Source organism: Hanstruepera ponticola, assembly GCF_012931685.1.
Classification (GTDB): Bacteria; Bacteroidota; Bacteroidia; order Flavobacteriales; family Flavobacteriaceae; genus Hanstruepera; species Hanstruepera ponticola.
This window is the reverse complement of the sequence record NZ_JABANC010000001.1, coordinates 109,339-124,979: the sequence shown is the minus strand read 5'-3', so window position 1 is coordinate 124,979 and position 15,641 is coordinate 109,339. Positions and strand designations below refer to the sequence as shown.

The window sequence follows — 15,641 nt, the reverse complement described above, 5'->3', positions numbered from 1 at the left end:
AGAATCAAAGGATAATTCCAAAAAAAAAAGGAGCTCATTTAAAAGGAGCTCCTTTTTCTATTATTTTAATTTCATGTTTATTGACTCATCATAATACGTTTAGCTTCTGCTTCTAAATCTATATAAGGTGTGCCTTCTACTGTTACACCAACCCCTTGAATTGTCCCTCCTTCAAATTCACCAGGAGATTTATATAAATTACTAACATTATCTCCACTGTCATAACCTACACATAAACCATCACCTGATAAAGTAAATTTGGCTGGTTGTGTTCGCATTGGCCCTTCGGCAACAACAGTTTCATTAATATATAATTTTGTGTTTCCAAGTGATTCGCCATATTCTCCTGCTTTTTCGCGAACAAATTCCATTCCTAAAGTGTATTTACCTGGTTTTAAAGTTGTATTTGATATAAACACTTGTTCTGGTTTTATTCCAAGGAAATTATATACATAGTATAATTTTTTGTCTTTTATAAACAATGAATGCCCACCAAATCGAGAACCATGAGCAAAAATTACACCTTCGGCATTAGCTTCTGTAATCTCTACATTAGCCAGGATTTTGTAGTTTCTACCTCTAATATTAACAGCCACACCTTCAGGTACTGGAGCTGTATTTGGGTAATAAACATAACGGTCTTTTTTTGCTTCTTGCGATGGTCTTTCGGTACCTAAAATTTCAGCAGCACTCCTGTCATCTAAAGGCAATACTTTGTTAATTTCTGCTTGTCTGAACCATTCATCTATTAATTCCTGTAATTTTTCTGGATACTCTTCAGCTAAATTATTAGTTTCAGAACGGTCTTCTGCAACATGATAGAGTTCCCAAACATCTTGGTCAAAATTACTTTTTCCAGATAATGGTGAATGCACTGCAGCAGCTTTCCAACCATCTTTCCAGATCCCTCTAGTTCCTAACATACAGTAATATTGTACTTCTTTTTCAGTTTGAGCATCTGGTTCTGCATCAAATGAATAAACCATAGACACACCAGAAAGAGGAGTTTGTTTTACACCATTATAAACTTCAGGCATTTCTATACCACAGGCTTCTAAAAGAGTTGGAACAATATCAGTTGAATGATGATATTGATGACGAATTTCACCTTTAGCTTTAATACCTTTTGGCCACGAAATGACTAGTGGATCATTGGTTCCACCTGCATATTGTGAATAGCGTTTAAACATTTTAAATGGTGCAGAAAAAGCTGCTGCCCAACCAGTAGGGAAGTGGTTGTATGTATCTGGTCCACCTAAAACATCCATATATTTTAAGTTTTCTTCAAGACTATCTGGATAACCGTTAAAGAATTTATTTTCGTTTACAGAACCATTAGGGCTTCCTTCTCCAGAAGCTCCATTATCTGCAGCATATAAAACTATAGTGTTTTCTAACTGACCTGTTTCTTCTAAATAATCAATTATACGACCTACTTGAGCATCTGTATATTCAGAAAATCCTGCATAAACTTCTGCCATTCTTGAGAATAATTTCTTCTCATCTGCATTTAATTCATCCCATGGGCGAACATAATCAGCTGGATTAGCCATATCATCAGGCATAGGGTTAAAATCTGCCATTCCAGTATCTTCAGGTAAAATACCCTTGTCTTTCATGCGCTTAACAACCCAATCACGATAAGCATCGTAACCATCATCAAACATGCCTTTGTATTTTGCTGTATATTCCGCTGGTGAATGATGAGGTGCATGGTTGGCACCTGGATTAAACCACATGTAGAATGGTTTTGAAGGATTAGTTGCATTTTTATCACGTAACATTGTAATAGCTTGATCTGCTAAATCTTTAGAAAGGTGATAACCTTCTTCAGGTGTTGCAGGCGCTTCAATAAAATGATTATCCATAACTAAATCTGGATACCAGTTGTTAGTTTCACCTCCTAAAAATCCGTAGAATCTATCAAAACCAATTTGAGTTGGCCACTCACTTCTGCTACCTCCAGGAGCAACATCCTGTTCTGGAACATTATGGTTTTTACCAATCCAGAAGGTGCTCCAACCATTATCTCTTAAAATTTGTGCAAAAGGCGCACAATCATCTGGCACTCGACCATTAGAACCTGGAAATCCATCTGCAGTTTCTGTGATTGATGCCATACCATTTAAATGGTGGTTTCTTCCAGTTAAAATAGTTGAACGTGTAGGTGAGCATAATGCTGTAGTATGCCATTGTGTATAGGTTAAACCATTTGCTGCTAATCTGTCCATAGTAGGCATATTAATACGTCCTCCATAAGGAGACCAAGCACCTAGGCCTGTATCGTCGTATAAAACAAATAGAATATTTGGTGCACCTTCAGGAGCAGATTTTGGTGTAAATGCAGACCAATCAGACTCTGAATCTCTAATGTCTAGAGCTATTTTTCCTTTAAAACCATCATCCGTGCTAGAGGCTTCTGTTTTAGTCGTTTCTTGTTTAGAGTTACAAGAAGCAACTATTGTCAAACAAAATGCAGCCATTAACACATAGAAGGCATTTAGTTTTTTAAATTTTTGTTTTTCCATTTTTGGTTGTTAATTGATTAATATTATATGTTATAAAGATAATTATTGTAGTTGAAAAGGATAAATTACTTTCCAATCATTTTTCATATCAATTACTGTCCAACCTTTTTCAATGGCTTCATCTAATCCTTTGTCTAGCTTTCCAACATGAGATTCCCGATCATACGCCCATTCACGATCGGCGTCGGTGTGATGTAAATAGAGTTGAAATGATTTATATTTATTTGAATCAGTCCATTGTAGCATTTGAAGGTCACCATCAGAATTTCCAGACGAAAATACTGGTTTTTTACCAATAATTTTTTGAATGTTTAGGGGTTTTCCTTCTTTGTCATCTATAAAATCCAGTTCTGGTAAACGTTTAATTATTGGGTTTCCATTATTGTAATCATATTCGGTTTTTACGCGACTTCCAATAATTTGCTCGGTAGGTATTCCATAAATCTCTGTAACAAAAGCACGCATAAAATCCACACCACCACCAGAAACAATATATGTTTTAAAGTTGTTAGTTCTTAAATACTCCAGCAATTCGAGCATGGGTTGATAAACTAATTCATTATACCCAACATTTTTGCTGGGATGTTTTGCTGTTTTAACCCAATCTTTCACAGTGGAATCAAATTCCTCAACAGTAACGCCTGCATGTGTAGCCATTATAATTTCAACAATACCTTTCATTCCTGTATCCATTAATGATTTCATATCATCTTCTAAAACAGCTTTGTAAGGTTGTTTGTCTTTCCATTCGGGATTATCTGAAGCCATAGCTTTAATTCTGTCTATGGCAAAGAATAATTGGAAATAAGCTGGTTGCTCACTCCATAGGTTACCATCATTATCAAAAGTAGCTATACGGTCTTCAATAGGAATAAAATTTGCACTTTCTGGATTAGTGACATCTTCAACATAATCGATAATGGCTTTTTTAGAATCAACAGCATTCCAAGATGGAAGAGGGTCTGATTCGGTTATGGCTTCTTCAATTTCTACTTCCGTTGCTTCAGAATTTTCATTTTTGCATCCAAATGTAAACTGCAGTACAATTATCAGTACAATTAAAATTTTTGAATTCATAAAAAGATATTTTGTATAAAAATAAAAAAACCGAATGACATCATTCGGTTTTTTATAAAACTTATTCTATGTTAATTTCTTTGTGCTCGATTCATAGCGTCCATTACTTGATCTAAACTAAAACTACCTACAGGCTGTCTTTGAGGGTAGTCTTTAAATGTTGCTAAAAATTGGGCAACATAGGCTTGAGCAGGAACCAAGGCGAACATACGATCTGCAGACCAATGTCTATAATCTTCTGAATCATGAGGTGCTCTTTCATATGGATCACCATATAAATCAATGAGCATTGGAAATCTTAAGGTTGTATATTCTTTTTGCCAAACATTCCATCCATGATTTTCTTGTATTTTGAAATGGATTTTCCATCGTTTGTATCTAAAAGCATTTAAAGATCCATCATCATCGAAATAAAAGATTTCTTCTCTTGCTCCATCTTCAGATTGCCCGGTTAACAATGGTAATTGATTGTAACCATCTAAATGAACTTTAAATGTTCTTCCGTTTGCTGAATGACCATTAAGTAATTTTTCCTTAACATTTGGCTCTCCAGCTGCAGCTAGAAAGGTAGGTAACCAATCTTCACCAGAAAAAATAGCATTACTTACTTGTCCAGGTTTAATTTTGTTAGGCCATTTTACCAAACAAGGCGCTCTAAATCCACCTTCCCATGTTGTGGCTTTTTCACCTCTAAAAGGTGTCATACCACCATCTGGCCAAAATACGATTTCAGCTCCGTTGTCTGTTCCAAAAATTATAATCGTGTTTTCTTCAATGCCTAAATCTTTAACTGCTTTAGTAAGTTCCCCAACAATTTTATCGAGTTTTACCATACCATCTGCATATATTCCTAACCCAGTTTGGCCTTCATCTTCTTCATTTAAATGTGTCCATACGTGAGTTAAAGTAGAATTATACCATGTAAAAAATGGTTTACCATCATCAACTGATTTTTTCATGAATGCTATTGCAGCATCTTTCGTCTCATAATCGACTGTTTCCATACGCTTTCTGGTCAACGGTCCTGTATCTTCAATTCTACCATCAGCATAGGAATGAATTACGCCTCTTGGGCCATATTTTTTCTTAAATTCTGGATCTTTTGGGTAATCTGGATGTTCAGGTTCTTCTTCAGCATTTAAATGATATAAATTGCCGAAAAATTCGTCAAAACCATGATTGGTTGGTAAGTGCTCATCACGATCTCCTAAATGGTTTTTACCAAATTGCCCAGTAGAATAACCATGATTTTTAAGTAGTTCAGCTATAGTTGGATCTTTTTCACTTAAACCTTCTTTAGCTCCTGGAAGTCCAACCTTTGTTAGACCAGTACGATAAGGTGATTGACCTGTTATAAAAGCAGCTCTACCTGCTGTACACGATTGTTGTGAGTAGTAATCGGTAAACATAATACCATCTTTACCAATTTGGTCTATATTAGGTGTTTTGTAACCCATAATACCTCTGTTGTAAATACTGGTATTAGACCAACCAATGTCATCTCCCCATATTACGAGGATATTAGGTTTTTCAGATTGGGCTAACGAAATTAAGGGCAATGCAAGCATTGCCATAATTATTGTAAACTTTTTCATATAAAAAATTGAATTAGTGAATGTTAAAGTTGTAAACTTACTAAAAATATGACCTTTTAGTAATAATCATTTTACGACAAATACTGCCATTTTTATACCATGTTTCTGTAAGAATCGGGAGTTTTACCAGTCCATTTTTTAAAGCTTCTTATGAAATTTTGACTATTAGAATAATTTAAACTTTCTGATATTTCTTTGATTGATAAGGAATGAGATTGTAATAATTCTATGCTACGTTGTTGCATGAATTTTTGCTTAATTATAGAAAAACTCGACATTTCCTTGTAAAGATTTCGTTCTAATGTACGCCTAGAAACATCGAACATTAAAGCTATCTCATCCAAATTAGGAATATTACCTGATTTAAAACTTCTCAAAAGCATTTCAACTTTAAAAGATTCTGGATTTTGCGATTTTATAATGGTTTCTAGTGGCGCATTGTCAAGAACATTGGGTATTCTTTTGTTTAACAAATTGGTCTGAAATAATACCCAGCTTTCATCTTGGTTTAGTTTTAATTTATAATTACCTCGTGGTAAGATAGGCTCTATTGTATACGCAGATTTTCCTGTAACGCCAATTTCAATTGGAATAAAACTCGACCCGCCTACAATAGTAAAGGCGTCAAGAATACGCATAATATCAATTTCTTCACAGATTAGTTTTCCTTGACTTGGTCTTTCAATTATTTTTACTGAAAATCTAGAAAATGGACCCATTATATCAAGTCTAGCTTCATAATTAGATCGGATGTGTTTTTGATATTTAACTACTTCTGTGAGAAACGTTAGAAAGCTTGGGCTTTGGAAAATATGCTGACTGTATTTTCCCATTTTCGTAGATTTAAAATGATGATTTAAATCGTTGGCTAAACTTTTAACACCTAAGTCTTTTTTTATATTAACTAAAATGTCTTCTAAAAGTTTGTTCGGAATATAGCTATTGGGGTCGAATAAGTTTAATTTTTTTAAAAAAGGATGTTTTAAATATTGAGAAGTGTTGATGCCATCATATTCAAGACCTTCAATTAATGAAGGTAAATATCCGTTTAGTGTGATATCAATTTTTTTCAATGTTATCTAAATATCGATGTATTTAAATATAACCAATAAAAAATAAACTATCATTAAAAGTCCAATTTAAAGAAAAAGGCAGACGATATCGTCTGCCTTTTATTATAATTAAATATATAACTTAATGACTTTTTGTAACCATGGCTTCAATTTGTTTTTCAACTTTGCCTAAACTCCAGTCACCTGCGGTTTGACTAGGTGGGTATTCTTTAAATGTAGAAAGGAAATTAAAAGCATAACTTTGAATAGCTATTAAGATATAGGCGCGATCAATATACCAATCGTAATACGTATTAGATCCTTGATAAGCTTTTTCAAATGGGTCGCGACGCAAATTAGTTAATAAAGGAGCTCTTAGTTCTACAAATGGCTCTAGCCAAATTTGTAATTGTCGTGCTCTATTTTCTAAAAACGTAGCCTTCCAATCGCCATATCTTAAGGCAGCAATAGAACCACCATCATTAACATATATAAATCCTTCTCTTGGAGATTCTTTCACTTTTCCAGTTAAATAATCTAACTGATTGTAACCATCAATATGATTTTTATATGATCGACCATTTAATGTAGTTCCTTTTTTTAATTGATCCTTTACGTTTGGATTTCCAGCAATGGCAGCAAACGTTGGTAACCAATCTTCATGGGCTACAATACCGTTTAATGTAACATTAGCTGGGAATTGACCTGGCCATCTTACAAAAGCAGGTACGCGATAAGCACCTTCCCAATTAGAATTTTTTTCACCGTGGAATGGTGTTGTTCCTGCATCAGGCCATGTGTTATAATGTGGGCCATTATCTGTTGAATACATCACAAGAGTGTTGTCAGTTATTCCTAACTCATCTAAAAAGTCAAGAAGTTGACCAACATGCATGTCATGTTCAATCATACCATCTGTATACTCATCGTTTCCAGGATGACGTCTATCTTTTTTAACGTGTGTTCTAAAATGCATACGTGTTCCATTCCACCAAACAAAAAATGGCTCTCCAGATGCGACAGTTTTTTTAATAAATTCTTTTGTAGCAGCAACACTTTCATCATCTATAGTTTCCATACGTTTTTTAGTCAATGGGCCTGTATCCTCTATACGCTGACCGCCTTTACCATCAGACCAACTATGAATAACTCCACGAGGACCAAATTTTTCTTTAAATGTTTGACCATTTTTTAAAACCATGTCTCCTGGATAGTCAAAATTTTCAGGTTCTTCTTCTGCATTAAGATGATACAGATTCCCAAAGAATTCATCAAACCCATGCATGGTTGGTAAATGCTCATCTAAATCCCCTTGGTGGTTTTTTCCAAACTGTCCAGTTTTATACCCTTGACTTTTTAAAACAGTAGCCATGGTAACATCTGTTTTTTGCCAACCTTCTTTGGCACCAGGCATACCAACTTTAGTCATTCCTGAACGCACCGGAACACTACCACTAATAAATGCTGCTCGTCCTGCTGTACAAGATTGCTGTGCATAATAGTCAGTAAATCCAACACCTTCTTTGGCAATTCGGTCGATATTAGGGGTCATGTATCCCATCATCCCACGATTATTGTGACTAATGTTCCATGTACCGATATCGTCTCCCCAAATTACCAGAATATTGGGTTTTTTATTGTTTTGAGAAATAGCAAGTATTGGAATTAATACAAGCAATAAAATAATGTTTAATTTTTTCATATAGTTTTTGTTTAACAATTAATAGCTTAATTAAATTTTAGGTTTAGTTATTCTTTTTTTACTTCCACAATTTCATACATATCCTTACCGTCAACTTGAATGGGTTGGTAATAGGTATCTCCAAATTGCACATAAGTTACATCGCCTATTTTTACTTCTTCTCCACCTTCAGGTAAGCCAGGCACTATGGTTCCAGCAGTTGCAGGTACTACAATGTAACCATCTTTGTTTTGTTCGTAGAAAGCTCCGCCATAGTAATAATTTGTGGTGTTATTGACTTCAACTTTTTCCGCTTCATCAGGTATATCAGGTACTTCGGCACCAACAGGAGCTTGAACAGCCACGAAACCATCTTCAGTTTTAAGATAATAATTACCGTTTTCGTAGTGATATTCTTCATCATCGTCGTCATCATTGTCATTAACTATACTAACAATAATTGCCGTTGTTGCCAAAGAGGTTACAAAATATCCCCAAGGATGATAATAAGGACCCCAATAAAAAGGTACGAAAGGGTGGTAAAAATATGGTCTATGACAATAGTAGCGATAGCCACCATAAGCATAAGGCGGTCTAGAATAGCGTCTAGGACTAGGTCTAACATAAGTGTTTCTTCTGTTAACATTTACGGTTCTACTATTATCTATATTGATGTTTCTTCTATTACCACTGTTAATATTGTTTCCTCGGTTTCCATTTCCTCTATTCCCACTTCTATCTTTAACATTAGAGGTTTTGCGATTTCGAGTGTCTAATTTAGGTGCAGACTTGTCACGTGAAGACCTATCACCAGTTGCAGACCTGTCTCGAGTAGATTTATTATTTGTGGCTCTATTGGTACTTCGGTTAGGCATTTTATTTTTGGAAAAATCTCGACTTTTGTTTTTGGTATGCCCTCCATTAATTGATCTTGAAGGCGTTCTGTTTGAGGTCGATGGTCTTGTTGTTGCTTTATTTCTGCTCGAACTTCTATTGGTTGTTGCTCTATTATTAGAGGGTCTGCTGGAAGGTCTAGACATAGAATGTCCGCCGCCTCTTGACATGGTTCGTCCACCACCTCTTGATGCGCCATGTCCCATGCGTTGAGCCATTATTTCAGATGGTAATATAAGTGCTATAAATAATAAAACAGTGGCTAATATGTATTTGAAATTTATGTTTTCTTTAGTCATGATGTAAAATTTTGAATGGTAAACAACTACGTTACGATTTTTTAAGAATACTAATTAATCTTGCTCTTGGAGGCGGTAAAAAATCAAATGCTGCATCTGGAATATCGGGATTTAGATTCCAACTTTTAAAAGTTGATTCGTATTGTAAATTCGATTTGTTTTTATAAATCATGACAAAGTGTTTTGGTAGAAGATAGGTCTTATTAGATATCCATAACTGAACATTTAATTCGCTATTCGTTGCCATGATGTGATAACATTCTTCATTGTCAATAGTTTTTTTTCCTAAAAACTTAATGGAATCAAATTGTTCCATCATATCATCTGTAAAATTGGGATAGAAAAAATCTGCTGCTGGAAATTGAAAATCATAATTAACATGCATTTCATCAATCATTTCTAGAGTAGTTTCAGGAGCTTCGAGTGTAACATAATTGTTTTCATCAAAGTTGTAAAATGATAAATAACTACCATCATACCAAAAACCTTTTGTCCCATTAGTACCTTCAATTTTCACTCTTAATTTATTAGGTCCAGAAAAAGAAATGGTGCTCGTAGAATACTGCTTTTCAATATTATTGTTGCTATCAAATTGATCTGTTGAATTATCTAATTCAAATGTTACAGATTGCAAATCTCCTATAACATCGGCCATTTTATCTAAAATAAAAATTGCTGTAGAATCGTGATCTTTGTTGATTTGCGAAAACGAATTAACTGAAAATATTAAAAAAAATAATAATGAAAGATGTATTTTCATGATTTTTGGTTGTTTATTTTTAAATGGAAAAACCATAATTATTTATGGCTAATAAAAGTAAGAAAAAATCCTGTAAATGAAACAATTATCAAATGAAATCACGGAAGATTAATATTATCTTTATGTTATGGTTTAAAATAAATATGAGATAATATCGTTTCAATAATATTTACGAAGTAAAAAAATAATTACCACTCGTTAATCTTGTTGGAATCAAGTTTGATAAAAATAAAGAGCAAAATTGTAAAGCCCCAAAGTCCGGAGCCACCATAGCTAAAAAAGGGCAGTGGGATTCCAATGGTTGGAATTAATCCCATAACCATCCCAATATTAATCAAAAAATGAAAGAAAAATATAGAGGCTACGCCATAGCCATAAACCCGACTGAATTGTGACTTTTGAAGTTCGGCCAGTCTTAATATACGTAATAAGAGTAGCACAAAAACAATAACTACCAGCGCACTACCCAGAAATCCCCATTCTTCACCAACTGTGCTAAAAATATAATCAGTGTGCTGTTCTGGGACAAATTTACCAGTTGTTCGAGTGCCTTCTAAAAACCCCTTTCCATTAAATCCACCCGAGCTAATAGCTTTTTCAGATTCATAGAGATTATACAAAATATCACGACGCATTTGTTCAATTTTAACAGGGTCTTTTTCTAATCGAAGCCATAAGCTTATCCTATCCTGCTGATGTGGTTGCAGTATGTTTTGGTAGAAAAAATTAACACCAAACGTTAAAATAATAGCTGCTATAAGCATAGCTATTGGCTGAATTATTGAAGGTTTCTTTTTTCTTAATAAATGAAATCCAAAAACAATAATACTTGTTGCGGCTATTGTGATTAAGGGACCAAACTTTAATGCTGCAACAGATATTAAACCGAGTATAACAATAATCCATAAATAGATTTTAGGTAATCCTTCACGATATAATACAAAGAAAAATGAACCGTAAACTAGCGTACTCCCTGCATCATTTTGAAGCAATACTAAAATAGCAGGAAGAGCAATAATGATAAAAAGCCTAATTTGATCTTTAAAAGATTTAATATCAGTATTCATATCGCTAATGTATTTAGCGACAGCTAGTGCTGTTGCTGCTTTGGCAAACTCGCTAGGCTGAATGGTCATACCACCAATACCATACCATGATGTAGCGCCATTTACATTTTTGCCGAATAAAAACAGTCCCACTAAAGAGAGAATTCCAATCAAATAAATAATACTTGAAAAACGTTCATAAAATTTAGCTTCAATGGATAGTAGTACAATTATTAATAAGAAAGTAAGTAGAATAAAGACAAGTTGTTTGCCATAAGGTTGAGAAAAGTCAAAATAGTCAATGGTTTCACCAATGTGAGAAGCTGAAAGGATATTCATCCAGCCAAAACCAACTAATAGTAAAAAAAGAAGAATGGTTATCCAGTCAAATTTAAAATATCTATCTGTTTGTCTCATTCGCTGGAATTACTATTGATTGATTTAGGGTTTCGGTCTCTTTTGGCAAATCAATTACTTGATATTGCGATTGTGCATTTATTTTGAAAGGACCACCAGAATATGGTTTTGCATATTCATTTTCAAGACTATGAGTTAAAATCCAATGCTCTAAATCTTTTCTAGTGATTTCATCCTTCAAATATTTTTCAATCATTAAACTGGCAATTCTACCAGCAAAACGTGCTCCAAAATAACCATTCTCAACAAAAACAGCCAAAGCAATTTTTGGGTTGTCTTTTGGTGCAAACGCTATAAAAATAGAATGATCTGTCAATTGTGTTCTAGTCCCATCAATTATAGTGAAGTTTTCTGCTGTTCCTGTTTTACCACAAATTTCAATTCCTGGGACTTGTAAAAAATGTGCTGTACCTTTGTTATACACATCAAACAAGCCCTGAACAACTGGTTCGAAATGTCTTTCGTCAATACTCGTTTGGTGTTTAGTGGTAAAATTGTTGTCTATTTCTTGACTCTCAATATCTTTGATTATATGAGGTGTGTAATAATAACCACGATTGGCAATTGCTGCAGTCATATTTGCCAAATGGATTGGAGTAACTTGTACTTCACCTTGTCCAATAGCGTTTGAAATTATCGTTGTAGCTCCCCAGTTGAAATCTGGATACCACTTATCATAATAGGCGCCATCAGGAATATTTCCTTTTTTTCCTATTGGTAAATCGGTTCCTAAATATTGGCCTAAGCCAAAGCTTTTTATGTGACCACTCCAAATGTCCATAGAATGACTGGCATTATCATATTTATCAATAGTTTTTCTAAAGGCGTTGGCAAAATAGGAGTTACATGATTTGGCAATACCCAAATTTAAACTGCGTCTGCCACCACCACAATGGCAACCCATTGTGCCGCGTCGGCCATATCTGTAAACGCCTGAACAGCTTATTGAGGTTTCAGTATTTATAACACCTTCCTGTAATGCTGTCAATGCCACTAATGATTTAAATGGTGAGCCAGGTTCATGCACTCGTAATAAACTTTTATCAATCAATGGTAAATTGATGGAGTCGTTGTAGAGTTTTGTATAATTTCGTGAACGTTTTCTTCCAACTAATAAATTAGGGTTATATGAGGGTGCCGAAACTAGCGCTAGGATTTCACCTGAATTTGGTTCGATAGCTACAATTCCACCGCGTTTATTTTGCATCAACAACTCACCGTATTCTTGTAATTTTGTGTCGATTGTAATGGTAATGTCTTTACCCTGCTTTGGTAAGGTGTCAAATTTACCTTCCTTATAAGGCCCAATATCTCTATTAAATCGGTCTTTTTGAATAAATTTGATACCTTTTATACCTCTTAACTCTTCTTCATAAGAAAGTTCTACACCTTGCTTCCCAATTAAATCGCCCATTTTATAATAAGGAGATTTTTCTATTTGAGTTGGTGTGACCTCGGCAATAAAACCTAGTACATTGGCACCAACTGTAGTCTGGTAATCACGCAACAATCTTTTTTGAATATAAAAACCTTCATATTTACGCATCTTTTCCTGTAAAACGGCATAATCTTCTTTTGATAAATGAGGAATAAATACGTAAGGTAATCTTGGAGAATAATTATAGGCTTTATTATAAGTCTTGATAAACTGTTCTTTTGTGATTTTTAACAAAGCACAAAACTCTGTTGTGTCCAATGGTTTTACTTCTCTTGGTATAACCATAACATCATAAGAGGGCTGATTACCAACTAAAAGTTTGCCATTTCTATCGTAAACAAATCCCCGTTTTGGATAATCATATACCTTTCTAATGGCATTATCTTCATATAGATTTTGAGTGTTAAATGTATAGACTTGAAGATAGAATAATCGCCCTAAAAAAGTAAAGCCGACTAAAATGATGATGATAAATAATAAAAATTGGCGCATTATGTTTTTCTACTGAAAATTATAGATGTTACGACACACAGTAAAATAGTGAATATTCCAGAGAATAACGTTTTTTTGAGTATTAAAAGTATTTCGGAAAGGTTAAAAATTTCAAATAAAAATAGAATGAGATGGTGTATTAGAACCATGATTATGAAATAGAATATTTTTGCTCCAAAATCTACATTCTTGAATTTAATGGTTTGGTGTTCATAAACAGATCCAAAACAAAATTTTAAAACAACTGGTCTAATAAAACCAATGGTCACTGATGCAGCAGCATGGACACCTCCAGAATCCGAAAAAACATCTATGGTAAGTCCTAAAAGAAAACTCAAAAACAAAAATACCATACGGTTATTATTCACCTGAAACAGACAAATAAATATTACATACAGATAAGGGTTAATACTGCCCAAAAAATTGATTTGGTTCAAAATTAAAACTTGTACTAAAACCAATACAATGAACCTTATACTATATGAAAAAATAATATTATTCATTATTGAGCAGGCTATTGATTTCTTCTTTGCTTCTATTTTCTATAATATAAACATGTTCAATGTTGGTCATGTCATTAAACAGTTTAACGTTAATGGTATAAAAGTTTTCTGCGTCATCAAGTTTAAAATTTTCAATTGTCCCAATACGTATACCTTTTGGGAAAATTATAGAACGACCAGAAGTGATAATGGTATCGCCTTTCTTTAGTGGTGCTATTTTAGAGATTTCTGTTAATTGCACGATGTTAGGTGACTTGGTGTCCCAAATTAAGGAACCAAAATGATTGGTGTTTTTTAATTGAGCACTTATCTTAATATTAGTGTTCAATATGGATAAAACAGTCGCGTAATTTTTACTGGTTTTATCAATAATTCCTAAAATACCTTTTGAGGTAATAACACCAAAATCTTGTTTAATACTGTCCTTTTTTCCTTTATTAAGTGTTAAAACATTGTTGCTTAAAGCATAACTGTTTTTTATAATTCGAGCAGGCGTAAACTTATAATTGCCTAGGATTTGTGTGCTATCATAGGCATTTTTTAATTCACCTTGAGAATTATATAGGATGGATTTTAAATAATTGTTTTCCTCCTGAAGTAGTTTGTTCTGATGTCTTAAATTGAAAAAAGACTGGACATCATTGACAGAATTGTAAATACCACCCGTTAAAAAATTGGCTGAATTTATAAAACGGCTTTTGTGGTAGGAGTGTGACTGAATGGTAAAAACCGTAGCTAAAAACATCAAAAACAAATACAACAAAAAGACTTTGTTTCTTAAAAAGAAGTTGATTATTTGTTGCATGATTTAAAAGCTATTTAATCAATACGCTTTTGTATTTTGATAAGTTTTTAAGTGTAATGCCTGTCCCGCGAACAACAGCTCGCAGTGGGTCTTCAGCTATATATACTGGTAAATCGGTTTTTTGTGATAGACGTTTATCCAATCCTCTTAACATAGAACCACCACCTGCTAAATAGATACCTGTATTGTAAATATCGGCAGCCAATTCAGGAGGTGTTTGTGATAACGTCTCCATAACGGCATCTTCAATACGTAAGATTGATTTATCAAGTGCTTTTGCAATTTCACGATACGAAATAGATACCTGTTTAGGTTTTCCAGTTAATAAATCTCGTCCTTGAACACTCATATCTTCTGGAGGTAATTCTAAATCTTCAGTTGCTGCACCAATTTGAATTTTAATCTTTTCTGCAGTACGTTCACCAACATATAAATTATGTTGAGTTCGCATGTAGTAAATAATATCGTTTGTGAATACATCACCTGCAATTTTAACCGATTTGTCACATACAATTCCACCAAGAGCAATAACGGCAATTTCAGTTGTACCACCACCTATATCAACAACCATGTTTCCTTTAGGCTGCATAATATCTACACCAATACCAATAGCAGCAGCCATAGGTTCGTGAATCAAATAGACTTCTTTTCCATTTACACGTTCAGCACTTTCTTTTACCGCTCGCATTTCAACTTCTGTTATTCCAGAAGGAATACAAATAACCATTCTTAAGGATGGTGGGAACAATTTCTTTTTAAGCGCCGGAATATTTTTAATGAACATACTGATCATTTGTTCTGAAGCATCAAAATCGGCAATAACACCATCTTTCAAAGGTCTAATGGTTTTGATATTCTCATGCGTTTTTCCTTGCATCATACTAGCTTCCTTTCCAACGGCAATAATTTTGCCTGAAACTCTATCGCGAGCAACAATAGATGGGCTGTCAACAACAACCTTATCGTTATGAATGATTAATGTATTGGCAGTTCCTAAATCTATTGCTATCTCCTCGGTTAGGAAGTCAAAAAATCCCATGTGCTATAAGTAAAT

General features: G+C 34.0%; 12 protein-coding genes. All 12 read right to left on the bottom strand.

Features of this window, described 5'->3' with window-relative positions:
* Window positions 1-77 precede the first annotated feature (77 nt).
* The 12 genes from HGK31_RS00570 to HGK31_RS00515 all read right to left on the bottom strand — a co-directional run bounded on the left by HGK31_RS00570 (window position 78) and on the right by HGK31_RS00515 (window position 15,626).
* Entirely contained in the window at window positions 78-2,528 is a 2,451-nt protein-coding gene (locus tag HGK31_RS00570) for an arylsulfatase (protein ID WP_191858061.1), read from the bottom strand.
* A 42-nt stretch (window positions 2,529-2,570) separates the two neighbouring features.
* Window positions 2,571-3,605 (bottom strand): HAD family hydrolase, encoded by a 1,035-nt coding sequence (locus HGK31_RS00565; RefSeq protein ID WP_191858060.1) that lies wholly within the window; start codon window positions 3,603-3,605, stop codon window positions 2,571-2,573.
* A gap of 71 nt (window positions 3,606-3,676) precedes the next feature.
* On the bottom strand, window positions 3,677-5,200 hold the full coding sequence (locus HGK31_RS00560; RefSeq protein WP_191858059.1) for an arylsulfatase: 1,524 nt from the start codon (window positions 5,198-5,200) through the stop codon (window positions 3,677-3,679).
* Window positions 5,201-5,292: 92 nt separating this feature from the next.
* Window positions 5,293-6,273 carry a helix-turn-helix domain-containing protein gene (locus tag HGK31_RS00555; RefSeq protein ID WP_191858058.1) on the bottom strand — a complete coding sequence of 327 codons (981 nt, stop codon included), beginning with the start codon at window positions 6,271-6,273 and terminating at the stop codon, window positions 5,293-5,295.
* A 121-nt stretch (window positions 6,274-6,394) separates the two neighbouring features.
* Window positions 6,395-7,954 (bottom strand): arylsulfatase, encoded by a 1,560-nt coding sequence (locus HGK31_RS00550; protein WP_191858057.1) that lies wholly within the window; start codon window positions 7,952-7,954, stop codon window positions 6,395-6,397.
* A gap of 47 nt (window positions 7,955-8,001) precedes the next feature.
* Window positions 8,002-9,126 (bottom strand): DUF6515 family protein, encoded by a 1,125-nt coding sequence (locus HGK31_RS00545; protein WP_191858056.1) that lies wholly within the window; start codon window positions 9,124-9,126, stop codon window positions 8,002-8,004.
* A gap of 31 nt (window positions 9,127-9,157) precedes the next feature.
* Window positions 9,158-9,886: a DUF2092 domain-containing protein gene (locus tag HGK31_RS00540; protein ID WP_191858055.1), complete on the bottom strand. Its 729-nt coding sequence runs from the start codon at window positions 9,884-9,886 to the stop codon at window positions 9,158-9,160.
* Between the two features lie 188 nt (window positions 9,887-10,074).
* Complete coding sequence (gene rodA / locus HGK31_RS00535; protein ID WP_191858054.1) at window positions 10,075-11,349, bottom strand: rod shape-determining protein RodA; 1,275 nt, start codon at window positions 11,347-11,349, stop codon at window positions 10,075-10,077.
* On the bottom strand, window positions 11,333-13,279 hold the full coding sequence (mrdA, locus tag HGK31_RS00530; RefSeq protein WP_191858053.1) for a penicillin-binding protein 2: 1,947 nt from the start codon (window positions 13,277-13,279) through the stop codon (window positions 11,333-11,335). Before mrdA ends, rodA begins: the two co-directional genes overlap by 17 nt.
* On the bottom strand, window positions 13,279-13,632 hold the full coding sequence (locus HGK31_RS00525) for a rod shape-determining protein MreD (RefSeq protein ID WP_317169708.1): 354 nt from the start codon (window positions 13,630-13,632) through the stop codon (window positions 13,279-13,281). Before HGK31_RS00525 ends, mrdA begins: the two co-directional genes overlap by 1 nt.
* Window positions 13,633-13,774: 142 nt before the next feature.
* Window positions 13,775-14,587 carry a rod shape-determining protein MreC gene (gene mreC, locus HGK31_RS00520; RefSeq protein WP_191858051.1) on the bottom strand — a complete coding sequence of 271 codons (813 nt, stop codon included), beginning with the start codon at window positions 14,585-14,587 and terminating at the stop codon, window positions 13,775-13,777.
* A 10-nt stretch (window positions 14,588-14,597) separates the two neighbouring features.
* Complete coding sequence (locus HGK31_RS00515; RefSeq protein WP_104734651.1) at window positions 14,598-15,626, bottom strand: rod shape-determining protein; 1,029 nt, start codon at window positions 15,624-15,626, stop codon at window positions 14,598-14,600.
* Window positions 15,627-15,641: the final 15 nt, after the last annotated feature.

Bases quoted from the DNA above. Each gene is read 5' to 3' on its own strand.
- HGK31_RS00515 (WP_104734651.1), bottom strand. From the start codon at position 15,626: ATGGGATTTTTTGACTTCCTAACCGAGGAGATAGCAATAGATTTAGGA.
- HGK31_RS00525 (WP_317169708.1), bottom strand. From the start codon at position 13,632: ATGGTATTTTTGTTTTTGAGTTTTCTTTTAGGACTTACCATAGATGTT.
- HGK31_RS00565 (WP_191858060.1), bottom strand. From the start codon at position 3,605: ATGAATTCAAAAATTTTAATTGTACTGATAATTGTACTGCAGTTTACA.
- mreC (WP_191858051.1), bottom strand. From the start codon at position 14,587: ATGCAACAAATAATCAACTTCTTTTTAAGAAACAAAGTCTTTTTGTTG.
- HGK31_RS00545 (WP_191858056.1), bottom strand. From the start codon at position 9,126: ATGACTAAAGAAAACATAAATTTCAAATACATATTAGCCACTGTTTTA.
- rodA (WP_191858054.1), bottom strand. From the start codon at position 11,349: ATGAGACAAACAGATAGATATTTTAAATTTGACTGGATAACCATTCTT.
- HGK31_RS00560 (WP_191858059.1), bottom strand. From the start codon at position 5,200: ATGAAAAAGTTTACAATAATTATGGCAATGCTTGCATTGCCCTTAATT.
- HGK31_RS00570 (WP_191858061.1), bottom strand. From the start codon at position 2,528: ATGGAAAAACAAAAATTTAAAAAACTAAATGCCTTCTATGTGTTAATG.
- HGK31_RS00550 (WP_191858057.1), bottom strand. From the start codon at position 7,954: ATGAAAAAATTAAACATTATTTTATTGCTTGTATTAATTCCAATACTT.
- HGK31_RS00540 (WP_191858055.1), bottom strand. From the start codon at position 9,886: ATGAAAATACATCTTTCATTATTATTTTTTTTAATATTTTCAGTTAAT.
- mrdA (WP_191858053.1), bottom strand. From the start codon at position 13,279: ATGCGCCAATTTTTATTATTTATCATCATCATTTTAGTCGGCTTTACT.